16 protein-coding genes are annotated in these 17,239 nt (G+C 63.5%); 6 read left to right on the plus strand and 10 right to left on the minus strand.

The annotated features are described in order from the left end of the window. From QM996_RS15225 to QM996_RS15240, 4 genes are all read left to right on the plus strand, one after another. On the plus strand, positions 1-1,014 hold the full coding sequence (locus QM996_RS15225; protein ID WP_500268189.1) for an alpha-ketoacid dehydrogenase subunit beta: 1,014 nt from the start codon (positions 1-3) through the stop codon (positions 1,012-1,014). Between the two features lies 1 nt (position 1,015). Next, a complete protein-coding gene (locus tag QM996_RS15230; RefSeq protein WP_500268190.1) occupies positions 1,016-2,296 on the plus strand; it encodes a dihydrolipoamide acetyltransferase family protein in 1,281 nt (426 codons plus the stop codon). Positions 2,297-2,303: 7 nt separating this feature from the next. Then, positions 2,304-3,698, plus strand: a complete 1,395-nt coding sequence (gene lpdA / locus QM996_RS15235; protein WP_500268191.1) for a dihydrolipoyl dehydrogenase family protein — start codon at positions 2,304-2,306, stop codon at positions 3,696-3,698. A 125-nt stretch (positions 3,699-3,823) separates the two neighbouring features. Next, positions 3,824-5,005 (plus strand): thiolase family protein, encoded by a 1,182-nt coding sequence (locus QM996_RS15240; protein WP_500268192.1) that lies wholly within the window; start codon positions 3,824-3,826, stop codon positions 5,003-5,005. A gap of 164 nt (positions 5,006-5,169) precedes the next feature. On the opposite strand, the gene purU is transcribed toward QM996_RS15240, so the two are convergent. The 5 genes from purU to hmgA all read right to left on the minus strand — a co-directional run bounded on the left by purU (position 5,170) and on the right by hmgA (position 10,227). Then, positions 5,170-6,054, minus strand: a complete 885-nt coding sequence (purU, locus tag QM996_RS15245) for a formyltetrahydrofolate deformylase (RefSeq protein ID WP_173520255.1) — start codon at positions 6,052-6,054, stop codon at positions 5,170-5,172. 198 nt (positions 6,055-6,252) lie between these two features. Beyond that, positions 6,253-6,891, minus strand: a complete 639-nt coding sequence (gene maiA, locus QM996_RS15250) for a maleylacetoacetate isomerase family protein (protein WP_500268193.1) — start codon at positions 6,889-6,891, stop codon at positions 6,253-6,255. A 29-nt stretch (positions 6,892-6,920) separates the two neighbouring features. Continuing rightward, entirely contained in the window at positions 6,921-7,937 is a 1,017-nt protein-coding gene (locus tag QM996_RS15255; protein WP_500268194.1) for a fumarylacetoacetate hydrolase family protein, read from the minus strand. 56 nt (positions 7,938-7,993) lie between these two features. Further along, positions 7,994-8,863, minus strand: coding sequence for an MBL fold metallo-hydrolase (locus QM996_RS15260; RefSeq protein ID WP_500268195.1), 870 nt, complete (start codon positions 8,861-8,863; stop codon positions 7,994-7,996). Then, the gene (gene hmgA / locus QM996_RS15265; RefSeq protein WP_500268196.1) at positions 8,860-10,227 is read right to left on the minus strand and encodes a cupin domain-containing protein; all 1,368 of its coding nucleotides are present in this window, start codon (positions 10,225-10,227) and stop codon (positions 8,860-8,862) included. The genes QM996_RS15260 and hmgA overlap by 4 nt, the downstream gene beginning before the upstream one ends. A 170-nt stretch (positions 10,228-10,397) precedes the next feature. On the opposite strand from hmgA, the gene QM996_RS15270 reads away from it, so the two are divergent. Beyond that, positions 10,398-10,868, plus strand: a complete 471-nt coding sequence (locus QM996_RS15270; RefSeq protein WP_500268197.1) for a MarR family winged helix-turn-helix transcriptional regulator — start codon at positions 10,398-10,400, stop codon at positions 10,866-10,868. A gap of 2 nt (positions 10,869-10,870) precedes the next feature. Here QM996_RS15270 and QM996_RS15275 read toward each other — a convergent pair whose 3' ends face one another. Further along, the gene (locus QM996_RS15275; RefSeq protein ID WP_065375464.1) at positions 10,871-11,350 is read right to left on the minus strand and encodes an Lrp/AsnC family transcriptional regulator; all 480 of its coding nucleotides are present in this window, start codon (positions 11,348-11,350) and stop codon (positions 10,871-10,873) included. A 131-nt stretch (positions 11,351-11,481) separates the two neighbouring features. On the opposite strand from QM996_RS15275, the gene hppD reads away from it, so the two are divergent. Beyond that, positions 11,482-12,594, plus strand: coding sequence for a 4-hydroxyphenylpyruvate dioxygenase family protein (gene hppD, locus QM996_RS15280; protein ID WP_500268198.1), 1,113 nt, complete (start codon positions 11,482-11,484; stop codon positions 12,592-12,594). A 132-nt stretch (positions 12,595-12,726) separates the two neighbouring features. Here the strand turns inward: hppD and QM996_RS15285 are convergent, their stop codons facing one another. Genes QM996_RS15285 through galE form a run of 4 tightly spaced genes read right to left on the minus strand, consistent with a single transcriptional unit; the run spans position 12,727 to position 17,238 of the window. Then, positions 12,727-13,686, minus strand: coding sequence for a glycoside hydrolase family 26 protein (locus QM996_RS15285; protein ID WP_500268199.1), 960 nt, complete (start codon positions 13,684-13,686; stop codon positions 12,727-12,729). Between the two features lie 18 nt (positions 13,687-13,704). Next, on the minus strand, positions 13,705-14,220 hold the full coding sequence (locus tag QM996_RS15290; RefSeq protein ID WP_500268200.1) for a DUF995 domain-containing protein: 516 nt from the start codon (positions 14,218-14,220) through the stop codon (positions 13,705-13,707). A 46-nt stretch (positions 14,221-14,266) separates the two neighbouring features. Further along, positions 14,267-16,258, minus strand: a complete 1,992-nt coding sequence (locus QM996_RS15295) for a glycosyltransferase family protein (RefSeq protein WP_500268201.1) — start codon at positions 16,256-16,258, stop codon at positions 14,267-14,269. After that, a complete protein-coding gene (gene galE, locus QM996_RS15300) occupies positions 16,258-17,238 on the minus strand; it encodes an NAD-dependent epimerase/dehydratase family protein (protein WP_500268202.1) in 981 nt (326 codons plus the stop codon). Before galE ends, QM996_RS15295 begins: the two co-directional genes overlap by 1 nt. Position 17,239: the final 1 nt, after the last annotated feature.

A 17,239-nucleotide genomic window follows, 5' to 3' on the forward strand; every position in this document is an offset into this window, starting at 1 on the left:
ATGGCCAGAATGACAATGATCGAAGCCGTGCGCAGCGCCATGGACGTGTCCATGGAGCGCGACGACAATGTCGTCGTCTTCGGCGAGGACGTCGGCTACTTCGGTGGCGTCTTCCGCTGCACGCAAGGCCTTCAGGCGAAATACGGCAAGACTCGCTGCTTCGATGCGCCAATCAGCGAAAGCGGCATCGTCGGCACCGCGATCGGGATGGCGGCCTACGGATTGAAGCCCTGCGTCGAAATCCAGTTCGCCGACTACATGTACCCGGCCTACGACCAGATCACCCAGGAGGCGGCCCGCATCCGCTACCGCTCCAACGGCGATTTCACCTGCCCCATCGTGCTGCGCATGCCGACCGGCGGCGGCATCTTCGGTGGCCAGACCCACAGCCAGAGCCCGGAAGCGCTGTTCACTCATGTGTGCGGCCTCAAGGTCGTCGTGCCGTCGAATCCCTATGACGCTAAGGGCCTGCTGATCGCCTCGATCGAAGATCCCGATCCGGTGATGTTCCTGGAACCGAAGCGGCTCTACAACGGTCCCTTCGACGGCCATCACGAACGCCCGGTCATTCCCTGGTCGAAGCACGAGCTCGGCGAGGTACCGGAAGGCCACTACACGATCCCGATCGGCAAGGCGGAAGTCCGCCGCCGGGGCTCCGCGGTCACCGTCGTCGCCTACGGCACCATGGTGCATGTGGCGCTCGCTGCGGCCGAGGAGACCGGCATCGACGCCGAAGTGATCGACCTGCGCAGCCTGCTGCCGCTCGACCTCGACACGATCGTGAAATCCGTCGAAAAAACCGGCCGCTGTGTCGTCGTGCACGAGGCAACACTCACATCGGGCTTCGGCGGCGAAGTCGCGGCCCTCGTGCAGGAGCATTGCTTCTACCATCTCGAAGCGCCCGTCGTGCGCGTCGCCGGCTGGGACACGCCCTACCCGCACGCCCAGGAATGGGACTATTTCCCCGGCCCCGCGCGCGTCGGACGCGCGCTCGTCGAAGTGATGGAGGCCTGACATGGGCGAATTCGTAATCAAGATGCCCGATGTCGGCGAAGGCGTGGCCGAGGCGGAACTCGTCGAATGGCATGTGAAGCCCGGCGATCCCGTGCGCGAGGACATGGTGCTCGCCGCCGTCATGACCGATAAGGCAACCGTCGAAATCCCCTCGCCCGTGACCGGCACCGTGCTCTGGCTCGGCGCCGAAGTGGGCGACACGGTCGCGGTGAAGTCGCCGCTCGTGCGCATCGAGATTGCCGGCGAAGGCGCAGCCACCGCACCTCTCGACGAAAAGCCGGCCGCGAAGGCGGAAGAAAAGCCCGAGTTAAAGGTCGAGGCACCCGCGCCGCTGGCGAAACCCACTCAAGCGACAAAAGTCGAGGTGAAGGCGCCGGCCAACGGCATCCCGCCGGCGGCCGAACGGCTGGAAAAGGCGCTGGCGTCACCGGCTGTGCGCCTGCGCGCCAAGGAGAGCGGCGTCGATCTCCGTCAGGTGACCGGCACCGGTCCGGCCGGGCGGATCACTCATGACGACCTCGACCAGTTCATCGCCCGCGGCGCCCAGCCGGCGCTGGCGCCCGCCGGCCTCCAGCGCAAGACCGCGGTCGACGAAATCAAGGTGACGGGGCTGCGCCGCCGCATCGCCGAGAAGATGTCGCTTTCGACCTCGCGCATTCCCCACATCACCTATGTCGAAGAGGTCGACATGACGGCGCTCGAGGACCTGCGCGCGACGATGAACCGCGACCGCAAGGCGGACCAGCCGAAGCTGACGATCCTGCCCTATCTGATGCGGGCGCTCGTTCGCACCGTTGCCGAGCAGCCCGCTGTCAACGCGATCTTCGACGACGGCCCCGGCATCATCCACCGCCATCATGCCGTGCATATCGGCATCGCCACCCAGACGCCGGCGGGCCTCACCGTTCCGGTCGTGCGCCATGCCGAAGCGCGTGGCATCTGGGATTGCGCCAACGAGCTCAATCGTCTTGCCGAGGCGGCCCGCACCGGCACCGCCACCCGTGATGAGCTCACGGGATCGACGATCACCATCTCGTCGCTCGGCGCACTTGGCGGCATCGTCTCCACCCCGGTCATCAACCACCCGGAAGTGGCGATCGTCGGCGTCAACAAGCTGGCGATCCGCCCGGTCTGGGACGGCACGCAGTTCGTGCCGCGCAAGATCATGAACCTGTCCTCGAGCTTCGATCACCGCGTCATCGACGGCTGGGATGCGGCCGTGTTCGTGCAGCGACTGAAGACCCTGCTCGAAACGCCGGCGCTTATTTTCGTGGAGGCCTGAGGCGATCATGAAGGAAATTTCCTGCAAGCTGCTCGTCATCGGCGCCGGCCCCGGCGGCTACATCGCAGCCATCCGCGCCGGCCAGCTCGGCATCGACACCGTGATCGTCGAAAAGGCCAAGGCCGGCGGCACCTGTCTCAATGTCGGCTGCATTCCCTCCAAGGCTTTGATCCATGCGGCCGAAGAGTTCCACAAGCTGCGCGCGGCGGCGTCCGGCCGCAGTCCGCTCGGCCTTTCACTTGCCAACCCCTCAATCGATCTTGCCCACACCGTCGCCTGGAAGGACGGCATCGTCGGCCGGCTGAACGGCGGGGTGATCGGGCTCTTGAAGAAGGCCGGCGTCAAGGCGGTGATCGGCGCGGCGCGCTTCGTCGATGGCAAGACCGTCGATGTCGAAACCGAAATCGGGCTGCAGCGCATCCGCGCCGAGGCGGTCGTCATTGCCACCGGCTCGGCACCGGTCGAGCTTCCGGACCTGCCTTTCGGCGGGCCGATCATATCCTCGACCGAAGCCCTGTCGCTGAAGAGCGTGCCGAAGAGCCTCGCCGTCATCGGCGGCGGCTATATCGGCCTCGAACTCGGCACGGCCTTCGCCAAGCTCGGCAGCCACGTCACCGTCGTCGAAGCACTGACGCGTATCCTGCCGCAATATGATGCCGACCTGACGAAGCCGATCGGCAAGCGCCTCGGCGAACTCGGCATCGAGGTCTTCACCCAGACGGTGGCCAAGAGCTACTCCGTCGAGACCAATAGCCTGCATGCCGAACACAACGGCCGCGCTGTCAACGTCGCCGCCGAAAAAGTGCTGGTCACCGTCGGGCGCCGGCCGGTGACCGAAGGCTTCGGGCTGGAGGAGATCGACCTCGACCGCACCGGCCGCTTCATCCGCGTCGACGACCAGTGCCGCACCTCGATGCGCGGCATCTACGCCATCGGCGACGTCACCGGCGAGCCGATGCTGGCGCACCGCGCCATGGCGCAAGGGGAAATGGTGGCGGAGATCGTCGCCGGCCACAAGCGAAGCTGGGACAAGCGCTGCATCCCGGCCGTCTGCTTCACAGACCCGGAAATCGTCACCGCCGGGCTCTCGCCCGACGAGGCGCGCGCCAGCGGCATCGAGATCAAGATCGGACAGTTCCCCTTCCAGGCGAATGGCCGCGCCATGACGACGCTCTCGGAAGATGGCTTCATCCGCATCGTCGCCCGCGCCGACAACCACCTGGTGCTCGGCATCCAGGCGGTCGGTCACGGGGTCTCGGAACTCTCGGCAAGCTTCAGCCTTGCGATCGAAATGGGTGCACGTCTCGAAGACATCGCCGGCACGATCCATGCCCACCCGACGCAGTCCGAGGCTTTCCAGGAGTCGGCGCTGAAGGCGCTGGGGCACGCGCTGCATATCTGATCGACACGTTGTAAAATGGCCCCTCATCCGGCCTGCCGGCCACCTTCTCCCCGCCATGCGGGGAGAAGGACACACGCGGCGCCCACCCGCGCCAACTATTGCCTTTTGTCGCACGGGAGAAAGACATGAGCAGAATTGATCCGATCGTCATCGTTTCGGCGACACGCACCCCGATGGGCGCCTTTCAGGGCGGCCTCAAGGATCTGACCGCACCGGAAATCGGCGCCATCGCGCTGAAGGCAGCACTCGATCGCGCCGGCCTTGACGCTGTCGACGAGGTGCTGATGGGCAATGTGCTGCCGGCCGGTATCGGCCAGAACCCGGCACGCCAGGCAGCTCTTGGCGCAGGCCTCGGCAAGGAGACGCCGTCGACGACCGTCTCCAAGGTCTGCGGCTCCGGCATGAAGGCGCTGATGCTTGGCCACGACGCGTTGCTATCCGGCAGCGCCACCGTGCTTGCCGTCGGCGGCATGGAGTCGATGACCAACGCCCCCTATTTGCTGCCAAAGGCGCGCGGCGGCTTCCGCCTCGGGCATGGTGAGGTCAAGGACCATATGTTCCTCGACGGCCTCGAAGACGCCTACTCCGGCCGGCTGATGGGCACCTATGCCGAGGATACGGCCGAACACTACCAGTTCTCGCGCACGGATCAGGACGCCTTCGCGCTTCGCTCGCTGGAGCGCGCAACCCGCGCGGCTGAAGATGGTTCCTTTGCCGAGGAAACGGTAGTGGTCAGCGGCGCTGGAAAGCGGCAGACCGCCAATCTCGACCGCGACGAGCAACCAACCAAATCGGATCCGGCAAAGATCCCGAAGCTCAAACCCGCCTTCCGCGACGGCGGCAGCGTGACCGCGGCCAATTCGTCGTCGATCTCAGACGGTGCAGCGGCGCTGATTTTGATGCGGGCAAGCGAGGCGGAAAAGCGGGGGCTGACGCCGCTTGCGATCGTCGCTGGCCACGCCGGCCACGCACAGGAACCGGCCTGGTTCACGACCGCTCCGATCGGTGCGATCGACAAGCTGATGGCCAAGCTCGCCTGGGAAAAGGGCAGCGTCGGCCTCTACGAAATCAACGAGGCCTTCGCCGTGGTGGCGATGGCGGCGATCCGCGATCTCGGGCTCTCAGACGATATCGTCAACATCAACGGCGGCGCCTGCGCGCTCGGCCACCCGATCGGCGCGTCCGGTGCCCGCATCATCGTGACGTTGCTTCACGCCATGCGCGCCAAGGGCGTCAAACGCGGAATTGCTTCGCTCTGCATCGGTGGCGGCGAGGCGACAGCGGTGGGGCTGGAGCTGTTGCAGTAGGATACGAGCGGGATGAGGAAAAGTGCGCGCGGTTTTCCGCCCGCATCCCGCCCCAACTTATGAGAAGCGCCGCCGATCGAACGGGCGGCGCTTGTCGTTTTCAGCGGCGAATTGCCCCCTCGACCCTCTCCCCTTGACGGCGAGAGGGTCCGACCGGCCGCTCTTTAGCCCATGCGCTCGGAAGCGTAGGAACCCGGGCTCGGCGGGAAGACGACGACGCGGTTGCCGTTGATGAAGCAGCGGTGATGGATGTGCGCGTGCACCGCACGGGCCAGCACCTGGCTTTCGACGTCGCGGCCGATCGAGACATAGTCTTCCGCGCTCTGGGCGTGGGTGATGCGGGCGATGTCCTGCTCGATGATCGGGCCTTCGTCGAGGTCGGCGGTGACATAATGCGCCGTCGCGCCGATCAGCTTCACGCCGCGCTCATAGGCCTGCTTGTAGGGGTTGGCCCCCTTGAACGACGGCAGGAAGGAGTGGTGGATATTGATGATCCGGCCCGACATCTTCTTGCAGAGCGCATCCGACAGGACCTGCATGTAGCGGGCAAGCACGATCAGCTCGGCGCCGGTCTGCTCGACGATCTCCAGGAGCTGCGCTTCCGCCTTCGGCTTGTTCTCCTTCGTCACCTTGATGTGGTGGAAGGGGATGTCGTGGTTGACGATCACCTTCTGATAATCGAAGTGGTTGGAGACGACGCCGACGATGTCGATCGGCAGCGCGCCGATCTTCCAGCGATAGAGAAGGTCGTTGAGGCAATGGCCGAAACGCGACACCATCAGAAGTACCTTCATGCGCTCTTCGCTGTCGCGGATTTCCGCCGTCATGTTGAAGCGCTTGACGACCGGCTCGAAGCCCTCCTTGAGCTCATCGAGCTTGACGCCTTCCTGGCTGATGAAGGTCAGCCGCATGAAGAACAGGCCGGTTTCGAGGTCGTCGAACTGCGAACTGTCTGAAATGTAACAGCCCTTTTCGGCGAGATAGCCGGTGATGGCGGCGACGATGCCGCGGGTGGTCTTGCAGCTGACGTTCAGCACATAGCTTTTCATCGGTAGGTCTCTCGCTCCAGAGGTTTTTCCGGCCCCCCCATATACGGCCAGTCACGCAAAAACTAGCGCGGCCTTTCCGCCGCCGTCGATCCATTCGCGACATTCGCTTGACGGAACCGGCCAGACGAGCCGGTCAGCACAACAGAGGTTCAGCCTGATGGTGCCTGGAGAGAGGATCGGGCAGAAAGTCGCACCGCCTCAGCGCAGCGTGCGATCCGGATGCGCGCGGGCGAAAGCCTCGATCTCCGCACAATTCTGATCGATCGCGACAAGCCGCGGGCAAGCGCTGAGATCCACCTCCCAGCGGCGGGCATTGTAGACCTGCGGCACAAGGCAGAAATCCGCCATTGTCGGGCGGTCGCCATGGCAGAACCGGCCGGTTGCGGGATGGTCGAGCAGCCGTTCAAAGGCGGCAAGCCCCTCGCCGATGAACTTGCGCATCCAGTCGCGCCGCGCCGCTTCGCCATCCTCGGCATTGGCCATGACATGGGAGATCACGCCGAGATTGCACACCGGGTGGATGTCCATGGCGATCGCATAGGACAGCCTGCGTACCCGTTGGCGCCCGACGGCATCATGCGGCAGGAAGCCGCTATTGGCGCGTGTCTCGGCGAGATACTCGATGATGGCGAGCGATTGCGTGAAGCGCTCGCCATCGATGTCGAGCACAGGGACGAGCCCTTGCGGGTTGCGTGCCAGATGCTCAGGCTGCTTGTGGGCCTTGGCGAGCAGATCGACCGGCACCGAACGATAGCTTTCGCCGAGGCTGTTGAGCGCGATACGCACCCGGTAGCTCGCCGACGAACGCCAGTAGTCGTAAAGGACGGTCTCGCTCATGCCTTTGCCCGTTCTGTCGCTCGGCCGTATCAGGCCTTGTTGTAAGCTTCGACGGTCTGCTCGATCGCGCCGAAGATCGAATGGCCCGCCTTGTCCTTCATCTCGATGCGCACGACGTCGCCGGCCCTCAGGAACTGCGTTTTCGCCGCGCCGCCGACGATCGTCTCTATCATCCGCAGTTCTGCGATGCAGGAATAACCGGCACCGCCCTCGGCGACCGGCTTGCCCGGGCCGCCGTCGAGCTTGTTGGAGACCGTGCCCGAACCGATGATCGTGCCTGCAGCAAGCGGCCGGGTCTTGGCGGCATGAGCAACCAGTTGGGCAAAGTCGAAGGTCATGTCGATGCCGGCGTTGGCGCGGCCGAAGGGCTTGCCGTTGAGGTCGACGCAGAGCGGCAGATGCAGCTTGCCGCCGTCCCAGGCGTCGCCCAATTCATCCGGAGAAACCGCGACTGGCGAGAAGGCGGAAGACGGCTTCGACTGGAAGAAGCCGAAGCCCTTCGCGAGCTCCGCCGGGATGAGGCCGCGCAGCGACACGTCGTTGACCAGCATGATGAGGCGGATGGCCGCCCGCGCCTCTTCGATCGTCGCCGCCATCGGCACGTCGTCGACGATGACGGCAACTTCGCCTTCCATGTCGACGCCCCAGCTTTCGTCGACAAGCGGGATCGGATCACGCGGCGCGATGAAACTGTCGGAGCCGCCTTGATACATCAGCGGATCGGTCCAGAAGCTCGACGGCATCTCGGCATTGCGGGCCTTGCGGACCAGTTCGACGTGATTGACATAGGCCGAACCATCGGCCCATTGGTAAGCGCGCGGCAACGGCGAGAGCGCATCGTGTTCATGGAACCGGATCGTCGGCTGCGAGCCGGTCTCGATCCCTTCGGCCACGCGTGCCAGCCGAGGACCGGCATGCGCCCAATCATCGAGCGCTGCCTGCAGCGTGCGGGCGATGTGCCCGACTTCTGAGCAGCGGGTAAGATCGCGAGAGACGACCACGAGCTTTCCATCGCGCGAACCGTCCTTGAGTGTCGCCAGTTTCATGCAGTCCTCCCTCTCAATCTTTCTTTGTTTCTCGTATTACCAGGCAGAAAACCGACCTAGTCGGACGAATCGTCCGTAAGCTTCACAACAAGGCCGTCGGCAGCGATCGTCAAGGCGCCCGCCCAGTTTTTGCGGGTCGCGGCAATCCAGTGGTTTTCGGTTATCTCCGGATCATCGGCGGGGATGAGATGGTGCAGCACCAGCCGGCCGACGCCGGCGGCCGTTGCGATCGCCGCCGCCTGTTCGGCGAATGTGTGGCTCGCCAGCAGATGCTCCTTCAGCCGCGCGCCATTGCCGGTGCGCGCCACCAGCCGGTCGACGCCTTCGGCAAGCATCGCCTCGTGTATGAGAATGTCAGCCCCTCTGGCGAAATCGGCGAGCGGCGGGAAATAGGCCGTGTCGGACGAGAATACGACCGAGCCTTCCGCATGGTCGAAACGGAGCGCAAAACAGTCGGTGACCGGCGGATGGTCGACGCGCAGCGCCGACAACGTCAGGCCGTTCTCCGAGAAGATTTTGCCCTCGGGATATTCGATGACCTCGACCAGCGCGCGCAGATCCGGTCGCCCTTCGTCGACGATGCGAATGTCGATGTCGAAAGCCATCGCCTGAAGGAAGCCGTGCCAATAGGCGCAGGTCCCCGCAGGGCCAAAAACGCGCACGGGATCAGCGAGCCCGGCAGTCCACGCGGTGTGGATCAGCGGCCCGAGTTCCAGCACGTGGTCCGAATGCAGGTGGGTGATGACGATGAGGTCGAGCGCCTTCAGCGGCACGCCGGCATTGGTTAGCCCGCGGGTGACGCCGAGGCCGCAATCGACGACGATGGTCCGGCCGCCGATTTGAAGCAGCGACGAGGTCGGCCAGGGGCCGCCCGGCCGGATCGCCGGACCGCCCTTGCTGCCGAGCAAAACGAGGCGTGAACTCAAGACCAATCGCCTTCCGGCGTCCCGTTGAACCGCTTCTTGAGATCGCTCCAGCAATCGATATAGTTGTCCTGCAACGTCTCCAGTTCGGCGGCGAAGCGGGTCAGTTGCTGCGGGAAGCGGGTCTCGAACATGAAGGCCATCGTATTGTCGAGCTTCACCGGTTTCAACTCGCTGTTTGTCGCCTTGTCGTAGCCAGACGCGTCAGGCCCATGCGCCAGCATCATGTTGTGCAGGCTCATGCCGCCGGGCACGAAACCCTCTTCCTTCGCGTCATAACGGCCGTAGATCAGCCCCATGAACTCACTCATGATGTTGCGGTGATACCAGGGCGGCCGGAAGGTGTGTTCGGCCACCAGCCAGCGCGGCGGGAAGATGACGAAATCGACATTCGCCGTCCCCTCTTCGCCGGAGGGTGCAGTCAGGACCGTGAAGATCGACGGATCCGGGTGGTCGAAGAGGATCGCGCCGACGGGCGAGAAGGTCTTGAGGTCGTATTTATAGGGCGCGTAGTTGCCGTGCCAGGCAACGACGTCGAGCGGCGAATGGCCGATTTCGGTCACATGGAAGCCGCCACACCACTTCACATGTACGCGGCAGGGCGTCTCCTTCTCCTCGAAGGCGGCGACCGGCGTCTTGAAGTCGCGCGGATTGGCGAGGCAGTTGGCGCCGATCGGGCCGCGATCCGGCAGCGTGAACTTGGCGCCATAGTTTTCGCAGATGTAACCGCGCCAGACCTTCTCGTCGCCAAGCCGCGTGACCTTGAACATCGTGCCGCGCGGCACGAGGCAGATCTCGGAGGGTTCCACATCCATCTTGCCGAGTTCGGTGAAGACCTGGATCGCGCCGGTCTCCGGAACGATCAGGAGCTCGCCGTCGGCGTTGAAGAAATAGTCGTCCACCATGTCGGCGTTGAAGGCATAGGCATGCGCCGCCATCCCGGTCTGTGTCGGTGCGTCGCCCGCCGTCGTCATCGTGCGGATGCCCTCAAGGAAATTGAGCTTCTCCGATGGCTTCGGCAACGGATTCCAGCGTAACTGGCCGAGTGCCAGCGAATGCTCGGCCATATGCGGCGCCGTCTTCCAGTGCGGATAGTCGATCTTGCTGAAGCGCCCGGTGTGGCGGACACTCGGGCGGATACGGTAGAGCCAGGAACGCTCGTTGGTGCCGCGCGGAGCGGTGAAGGGCGAGCCGGAAAGCTGCTCGGCATAAAGCCCGTAGGCGCATTTCTGCGGGCTGTTCTGCCCCTGCGGCAGAGCGCCGGGCAAACTTTCTGTCTCGAAATCGTTGCCGAAGCCCGGCATGTAGCCGAGCGCCTCGGCTGCCTTGGCCTGTGCCTCGGCCTGTTGTCCTGCCTTCTCGAGCATGGTTCGATCCTCCTCCTGTAAGCGCCTGGCTCCAGCAGAGGAGCGCCCCTTGAGGGGCCGGCACACTTCCGGTGCCACGGCGACGGCGCATCCTCGTGGACGCGAGCGGCGCTTTCGGCATATTAGTTGCAATCGTAACTATCGATTTTGTAACTATCAAGGACACCGCGATGGCCACCGATGGCTTCGAGCTCAACGCCTTTCTGCCCTACCGCTTGAACCGTGCAGCCGAATTCGTCGCCCTGCGCTTCGCCGCCCAATACAAGGCACGCTACCAGCTCACCCGCCCGGAATGGCGCACGCTCGCAGCCCTCGGCAGCACCGGCCGCCCGATGACGGCGACCGAGGTCGGCGCCCACTCGGCCATGCACAAGACCAAAGTCAGCCGCGCCGTCGCGGCCCTCGAAAAACGCCGCTGGCTGACGCGGCGCGAACGTGAGGACGACCGCCGCGTCGAGCATCTGGCACTGACGAAGACAGGCATTCGGGCCTATGGCGAACTGACCGAGCTTGCTGCCCGCTATCAGGCGGAATTGAACGCGCTGATCGGACCGGCCGAGATGCAGGCACTGGCTGCCGGCCTGGAAGCAGTGGAACGCGCCATCGTCAGGATCGAAAAACCCGACAACGCCCGCGGCTGAGCTCAGCCCTTCATCCGTTCCGGGATCGGCACGCCTTCGAAGCTTTTCAGCGTTTCGAGCACGATCGAGGTCTTCACATGCTGCACGCTGTCATGGGGCAGCAGCACGTCGTTGACGAAGCGCGAAAGCCCGGCGAGATCCGGCGTCACCACCCTCAGGTGATAGTCCATCTCGCCCGTCAGCGCATAGGCCTCCAGAACTTCGGGCAGGCTGGAGACGAGCTTGCCGAACCGCTTGGCATTGTCGCGATTGTGGGTGGCGAGCGTCACCGAGATCACCACCATCAGATCGAGACCGAGCTTCTGCCGGTCGATCTGGGCCTGATAGCCGGTGATATAGCCTTCCGCTTCGAGCCGGGTGCGCCGCCGAGAGCATTGCGACGGCGAAAGCGCGATGCGTTCGGACAGTTCGTTGTTGGTCAGATGCCCATCGCGCTGCAATTCGCTGAGGATCTTGAGATCGAAGCCGTCAAGCTGCTCCATTCGTGCACCCTAATACAATATTTTGCATGTTTCGTGCGCCACCCTCTCCAAACAGCGCAAGAATACAAGCATCATGCATGGGAATTGCGTCATACTCCAGCAAAGTTTGGAAGAATAAGAGGAGACTTCCGATGGGCCCCTTCCCGCATGACGCCCCGCCGGCAACCATTACCGCTGACAACCCGGCCGGCACCGACGGTTTCGAATTTGTCGAATTCGCCCATCCGGAACCGGAGAAGCTTGCCGAGCTCTTTACCCGCATGGGCTACAGCCCGGTCGCCAAGCACAAATCCAAGAACACCACCGTCTGGCGGCAGGGTGACATCAACTACATCGTGAACGCCGAACCGGGTTCCCATGCCATGCGCTTCGTCGATCAGCATGGCCCGTGCGCGCCGTCCATGGCCTGGCGCGTCGTCGACGCCAAGCACGCCTTCGACCATGCGGTCTCGAAGGGCGCGATCCCCTACGAAGGCAACGACAAGTGTCTCGACGTTCCGGCCATCGTCGGCATCGGCGGTTCGCTGCTCTATTTCGTCGAAACCTACGGCGCCAAGGGCTCGGCCTACGACGCGGAATTCGAATGGACCGGCGAGCGCAACCCGAAGCCCGAAGGCGTCGGCTTCTATTATCTCGACCACCTCACCCACAACGTCTATCGCGGCAACATGGACAAGTGGTGGGCCTTCTACCGTGAGCTCTTCAACTTCACGCAGATCCACTTCTTCGACATTGACGGCCGCATCACCGGCCTCGTCAGCCGCGCGATCACCTCGCCCTGCGGCAAGATTCGCATTCCCTTGAACGAATCCAAGGACGATACGAGCCAGATCGAGGAGTATCTGCGCAAGTACAAGGGTGAAGGCATCCAGCACATCGCCGTCGGCACCGAAGCGATCTACGATGCCACCGACAAGCTCGCCGACAATGGCCTGAAATTCATGCCCGGCCCGCCGGAAACCTATTACGAGATGTCACACGAGCGTGTGCACGGCCATGACGAGCCGATCGAGCGCATGAAGAAGCACGGCATCCTCATCGACGGCGAGGGTGTGGTGAATGGCGGCATGACGAAGATCCTGCTGCAGATCTTCTCGAAGACGGTGATCGGCCCGATCTTCTTCGAGTTCATTCAGCGAAAGGGCGACGAAGGCTTTGGCGAGGGCAACTTCCGCGCCCTGTTCGAATCGATCGAAGCCGACCAGATCCGTCGCGGCGAACTGGGGCCGCAGGCGGCCGAGTAAACGGGCCTGGGCCGGAAAATCTTGGCCGGACGCAGGGCCGGCCTCTCGAAGCTCAAGAGCCTCTCGCCCAAGCGAGAGGCTCTTCTATGAAGCCGACATCAGGTCGCTCACAACGCGATCGCGTCCGCATGCTCAGTTCGTGGCATCGTTGACGACGCGCCAGTTCGGACGGCCGAGGTCATGCGGCCATTCGATCACGTCACGGTCGTTGAAGTAGACGACTTCGGCCAGCTTCGGGAACTGCGGATCCGGCTGTGTCGCGGCGTTCATCCACGGCTGCATATAGGCCTGGCTGCCTTCCCATCCGAGTTCGGCCACCCAGATCGGCTTGTTGTACTTGGCCACCAGGTCGTAGCCGGGCTTCAGCGCCTCGGCGAAGGTCTTCGGTCCGCCGTACTCGATCTTGTCGAAGGGCTCGAGCCCGAAGACGGACAGCCCGACGAGATCGACATAATCGTCACCCGGATAGTAGGCTTCGAGGTTCGGCAGTCCTTTCGGCGACCACATGATCTGCGCCTTCGGCGCCTTCTTGCGCACGATGTCCATCGCATGCCTGTAGGCCTTGATCCAATCCTGTGGTTGCCACCCGGCCCAGGAGAAGCGGCCGGAGGTATCTTCCATTTCCTGCCCCCAGCGCACGATGACCGGGCTTTTCAGTTCGGCAATCGCGTTGGCGATCGCTTCCATGTTGGGATCGTATTCGCCCCTGAGCATCCGGTCGCGGAGCTGCGTCGGCGTCAGTTTCCAGTCGAGCGACCAGGACCAGGGCTCGATGGTGATCAGCAGATTGCGCTTGCGCTGAAGCGCATACTCGTCAGCAGTGCGCAAGGATGCGAGATCGACGTCTTCCCACGGCAGGAACAGAGCCTCGGTCGTCACGTCGCTCTGGGCGCCGAAATCGCCGTGCGGATCATAGGCGCCGAATTTCGTTCCGCCAGGATGCATGACGGGACGTTTGTCGATCATCGTCTCGGTCTGTCCGGCATTACCCGCAGGATTGGCTTGCTCCTGCGCCAACGCGGACACCAGGCTGCCGAAGTCCAGCTGCAGGGCCAGGGCAGTGCATAGGGCGAATGCCAATTTGCGTTTCATTTCATCCTCCTGCTGCGTCTATTTCTTGGCCAGGAACTGTTCCTTGAGACGCAATGCCTTTGCTGTGATGTCGTCCTGGGCGACGAGGCTGTAGTAAGCGTCATTGGGCTTGGGCGTTGCGTGCTTGAAGACATACCACTCGCCGTTTGGCACTTTCCGCTGATAGATCGTGTCGCCGATCTTGGCGTGGCCGAAACAGGTCCGAGCGTCGCCCGCATCGACCGCGGTTGTCCATACGGCCTGCATGCACATCATGCCGAGGTCGCTGACGTACCAGTTGCCTTCGGCGAAGGATCGGTCACCGTTGCCCTTGTCGACAAAGGCAACCAGCTTTCGGTCATGCGCCGTGAAGCGTGCGCCGCCGGTCGACCATTGCCAGGTCTTGTTGCGGTAGAGGGAATAGACTTCATAGGCGCTGAGCGGCGTCGGCTTGATCTCCATCTTCGCCTTGACCGGCTCGGCGCCCAAGTAGACCGCGGCGGCTGCAAATGGCAGCAACAGCGGCAGAACCATGACTTTTATCGACCCTTTCATCGCCTTTCTCCTCGTCTTGGATTACACACGCGATTGTTCGCCGCCGTCATGACGGCACGTCGTATCGGCCGACCTTCTTTGTCGTCGTCGTTTCCCGGTATTTCGTTTCGCTGACACGTCCTTCGACGCTCCTAGCGGTGGCCTGTGACAGGATGGCTTCGGTCCGTGCCTCGCTCTCAGTCGGCGGCGGGAAGCCTTTCCATTGCAGATGGAAGCGAACGACCCTGAGCTTCGTGCCGAGTCCGGCGCCGGCAACCGCGAATTTCGCCTCGGTGAAGGTCACGAAGCCCAGGCCGTGCGACAGCGCCTCCGTGGCCTCGGCACCGTGACGCACGGCCGATTGGGCAGATAGCACCGAGACCAGGACAAGAGAGCCGGCCGTAATCACGGTCACCGTCGAACGCGGCACGAGAGGCAGCCCGTTCTCGCGCGCGTGCCGAACATGGATCACCACCGCGAGCCCGACATAGATAAGAGCGTTGATCCCAGCGAAGACGTAGAATCCGCGCGCCGTTCCCGCATCGGCAATCAGCCAGATGGCGAGCGCCGACATCAGGGAAAGCACGAGATAGGGCATCAACACCCGAAGCGGCAGGGGAGCTGTCGCGCCGCCGCCTTTTGGCGTGATGCGAAAATCGACGAACGAGCCGCTCAGATGATCGCGCACCGCCGCCAGGCAGCCGAGCAACGACCAGGGCCACCGCGAGAACAGGAACAGGATCGCCTCCCAACTCAGCACCCGCGCGTCATGCGGGCGGAAGGTGCCGGTCGAACGCCAGAAATAGGCGAGCACGACCAGCACCAGCGACAAAGGCACGAAATGCAGCAGAAAATCGGGATATTCGACCGCGACGAAGACCCGGCCCATGAGCAGCGCCGCGATCGGCATCACGAACATCAGCGCCATGAAGCACGAAAACAGCGGGTACCAGAACTGCGAAAAGAGAAACTGGAACTGCAGCCGCGGCGGCAGCTTCGGCACGTATACGGGCGAATACTTCAACAGGATCGCCACCAGGCTGCGCGACCATTGGAACTCCTGAACCACGAGATCGGCAAAGTTCGCCGGCCCATCGCCATGGGCGATGGCGTTCAGGGCATGCACGCCGCGCCAGCCATGGGCATTCATCATCAGCGTCGTCGAATGATCTTCGGCGAGCTCCGGACCCAGCCCGCCGATCTGCTTCAGCGCCTTTGTCCGCACGGCGTAATGCGAACCGATACATAAAGGCGCCCAGCCATTGTTGTAGCCGACCTGCAGGGAGCCATGCAGGCTTGCCTCCGCATAAAGCCGCCCGCGTGCCGCCCAGCTTGCGTCGGCATTCGCGTCACATATGCTCGGCGCCGAGACATAGCCGACCGACGGGTCGTTGAAGGGACGCAGCACCTCGACGAGATAGGTCGTTTCGGGCACGTGATCGGCGTCGAACTGCGCCACGAAATCGTAGCGCTCATAGCCGTAGTGATCGTAGAAATAGGCAAGGTTTCCTTCCTTGCAGCGCGTGCGGCGCGGCCAGGCGGCGCGATGATATTCGGCGACACCCTTTCGCGTTGAGATGAAAACCCCGTGGGCCGCACACCAGGAAGCGGTTTCCGGCGACGGGTCCTCGTCTGCCAGCCAGACATCGAAGTCGCAGCCGGTCTGGTCCAGCATCGCCTGCAGCGTCTTGCGCACGACGGCAAACGGCTCGGACGGCGCCTTGGTGACGACCATCGCGATCCGCCCCCAGGGCACGGGACCCGTGCTCACGGTGGCCACCTTCGCGCCGGAAAAGATCATGATGAAATAGACCGGCAGCAGGGTGATCCACCCGACGACGACGGTGATGAGGATGTAGCATGGCCAGTCCATGACGTGGGCCGGATCGAGCCACCACCGCCAGAAATACACGAAGGCCGCGAACCACGCGGTAACGCCCAACATGTTCAGCATCTGCAGGCGTCCGGAAAACAGCGCCGTCAGACGCGGACTGACATGCCGCGCACGCGCGAGATCGGCATAGTGCCGAAATCCATCGAGTGTGGCGGCCCAGCTCATCACCGCACCTCCAGCCCGAAACCTGGCGCCGCCGTGCGGATGATGGTGTCGATGTCAGAAAGCGCCGGGCGGAAGCCCAGCCGCTGCCGCGCCCGGCTCGTATCGGCATAGAGCACGGGCGGATCGCCGGGGCGACGCGGCAACATCTGCACGGGAACCCGTCGCCCTGTGACGCGATTGATGGCTTCGAGAACCTGCCGGATCGAGGTTCCGTGTCCGGAGCCGAGATTGGCGCGCAGCACTTCGCCGCCATCACGCAGATAGTTGACGGCCGCGACATGCGCGTCGGCGAGGTCGGTCACGTGAATGTAGTCGCGAATGCAGGTTCCATCCGGCGTCGGATAATCGTCGCCGAAGACGTCGAGCCTTTCGATCCCGCCTGCCGCCGCCATCAGGGCGCGCGGTACGAGGTGCGTTTCCGGATCGTGCCGTTCCGTGAGCTGTCCTTCCGGATCGGCGCCCGCGGCATTGAAGTAGCGCAACGCGACGGAGCGAAAATCATAGGCGCGTGCGTAGTCGCCGAGCATCAGCTCGATCATCAGTTTCGTGCGCCCATAGGGGTTTATCGGAAACTGCTCCGTGTCCTCGGTGATCGGAAGCCGCGGCGGTACGCCGTAGGTGGCGCAGGAGCTGGAAAATACGATGCGTGCAAGCCCGGTTGCACGGCAGGCTTCGAGCAGCGCGATGCTGCCTGCGACATTGTTGCGGTAGTATTTTCCCGGGTCTTCGACGGATTCCCCGACATAGGCGGAGGCCGCAAAGTGGATCACGCATTCGGGCAGAAACGTCCGGATCGTCGTCGCCAGCCGTTCCGTGTCCTCGAGCTCGCCTTCAACGAGGGGACCCCAGCCTACGTTGGCCCTATGCCCCGTCGAGAGATTATCATAGACGACGGGAACGAAATCCTGCTCAGCAAGGCGCTTGCAGGTGTGGCTTCCTATGAAACCGGCACCACCGGTGACGAGTATGATGCGAGACATC

Source organism: Sinorhizobium chiapasense (assembly GCF_045277575.1).
In the GTDB taxonomy this organism is placed as follows: Bacteria; Pseudomonadota; Alphaproteobacteria; order Rhizobiales; family Rhizobiaceae; genus Ensifer; species Ensifer chiapasense_A.

Coding starts and splice junctions, on each gene's coding strand:
- QM996_RS15270 (WP_500268197.1), top strand. CDS start 10,398: ATGGCCACCGATGGCTTCGAGCTCAACGCCTTTCTGCCCTACCGCTTG.
- QM996_RS15240 (WP_500268192.1), top strand. CDS start 3,824: ATGAGCAGAATTGATCCGATCGTCATCGTTTCGGCGACACGCACCCCG.
- hmgA (WP_500268196.1), bottom strand. CDS start 10,227: ATGCTCGAGAAGGCAGGACAACAGGCCGAGGCACAGGCCAAGGCAGCC.
- QM996_RS15275 (WP_065375464.1), bottom strand. CDS start 11,350: ATGGAGCAGCTTGACGGCTTCGATCTCAAGATCCTCAGCGAATTGCAG.
- maiA (WP_500268193.1), bottom strand. CDS start 6,891: ATGAGCGAGACCGTCCTTTACGACTACTGGCGTTCGTCGGCGAGCTAC.
- QM996_RS15285 (WP_500268199.1), bottom strand. CDS start 13,686: ATGAAACGCAAATTGGCATTCGCCCTATGCACTGCCCTGGCCCTGCAG.
- galE (WP_500268202.1), bottom strand. CDS start 17,238: ATGTCTCGCATCATACTCGTCACCGGTGGTGCCGGTTTCATAGGAAGC.
- QM996_RS15295 (WP_500268201.1), bottom strand. CDS start 16,258: ATGAGCTGGGCCGCCACACTCGATGGATTTCGGCACTATGCCGATCTC.
- purU (WP_173520255.1), bottom strand. CDS start 6,054: ATGAAAAGCTATGTGCTGAACGTCAGCTGCAAGACCACCCGCGGCATC.
- hppD (WP_500268198.1), top strand. CDS start 11,482: ATGGGCCCCTTCCCGCATGACGCCCCGCCGGCAACCATTACCGCTGAC.
- QM996_RS15255 (WP_500268194.1), bottom strand. CDS start 7,937: ATGAAACTGGCGACACTCAAGGACGGTTCGCGCGATGGAAAGCTCGTG.
- lpdA (WP_500268191.1), top strand. CDS start 2,304: ATGAAGGAAATTTCCTGCAAGCTGCTCGTCATCGGCGCCGGCCCCGGC.
- QM996_RS15230 (WP_500268190.1), top strand. CDS start 1,016: ATGGGCGAATTCGTAATCAAGATGCCCGATGTCGGCGAAGGCGTGGCC.
- QM996_RS15290 (WP_500268200.1), bottom strand. CDS start 14,220: ATGAAAGGGTCGATAAAAGTCATGGTTCTGCCGCTGTTGCTGCCATTT.
- QM996_RS15225 (WP_500268189.1), top strand. CDS start 1: ATGGCCAGAATGACAATGATCGAAGCCGTGCGCAGCGCCATGGACGTG.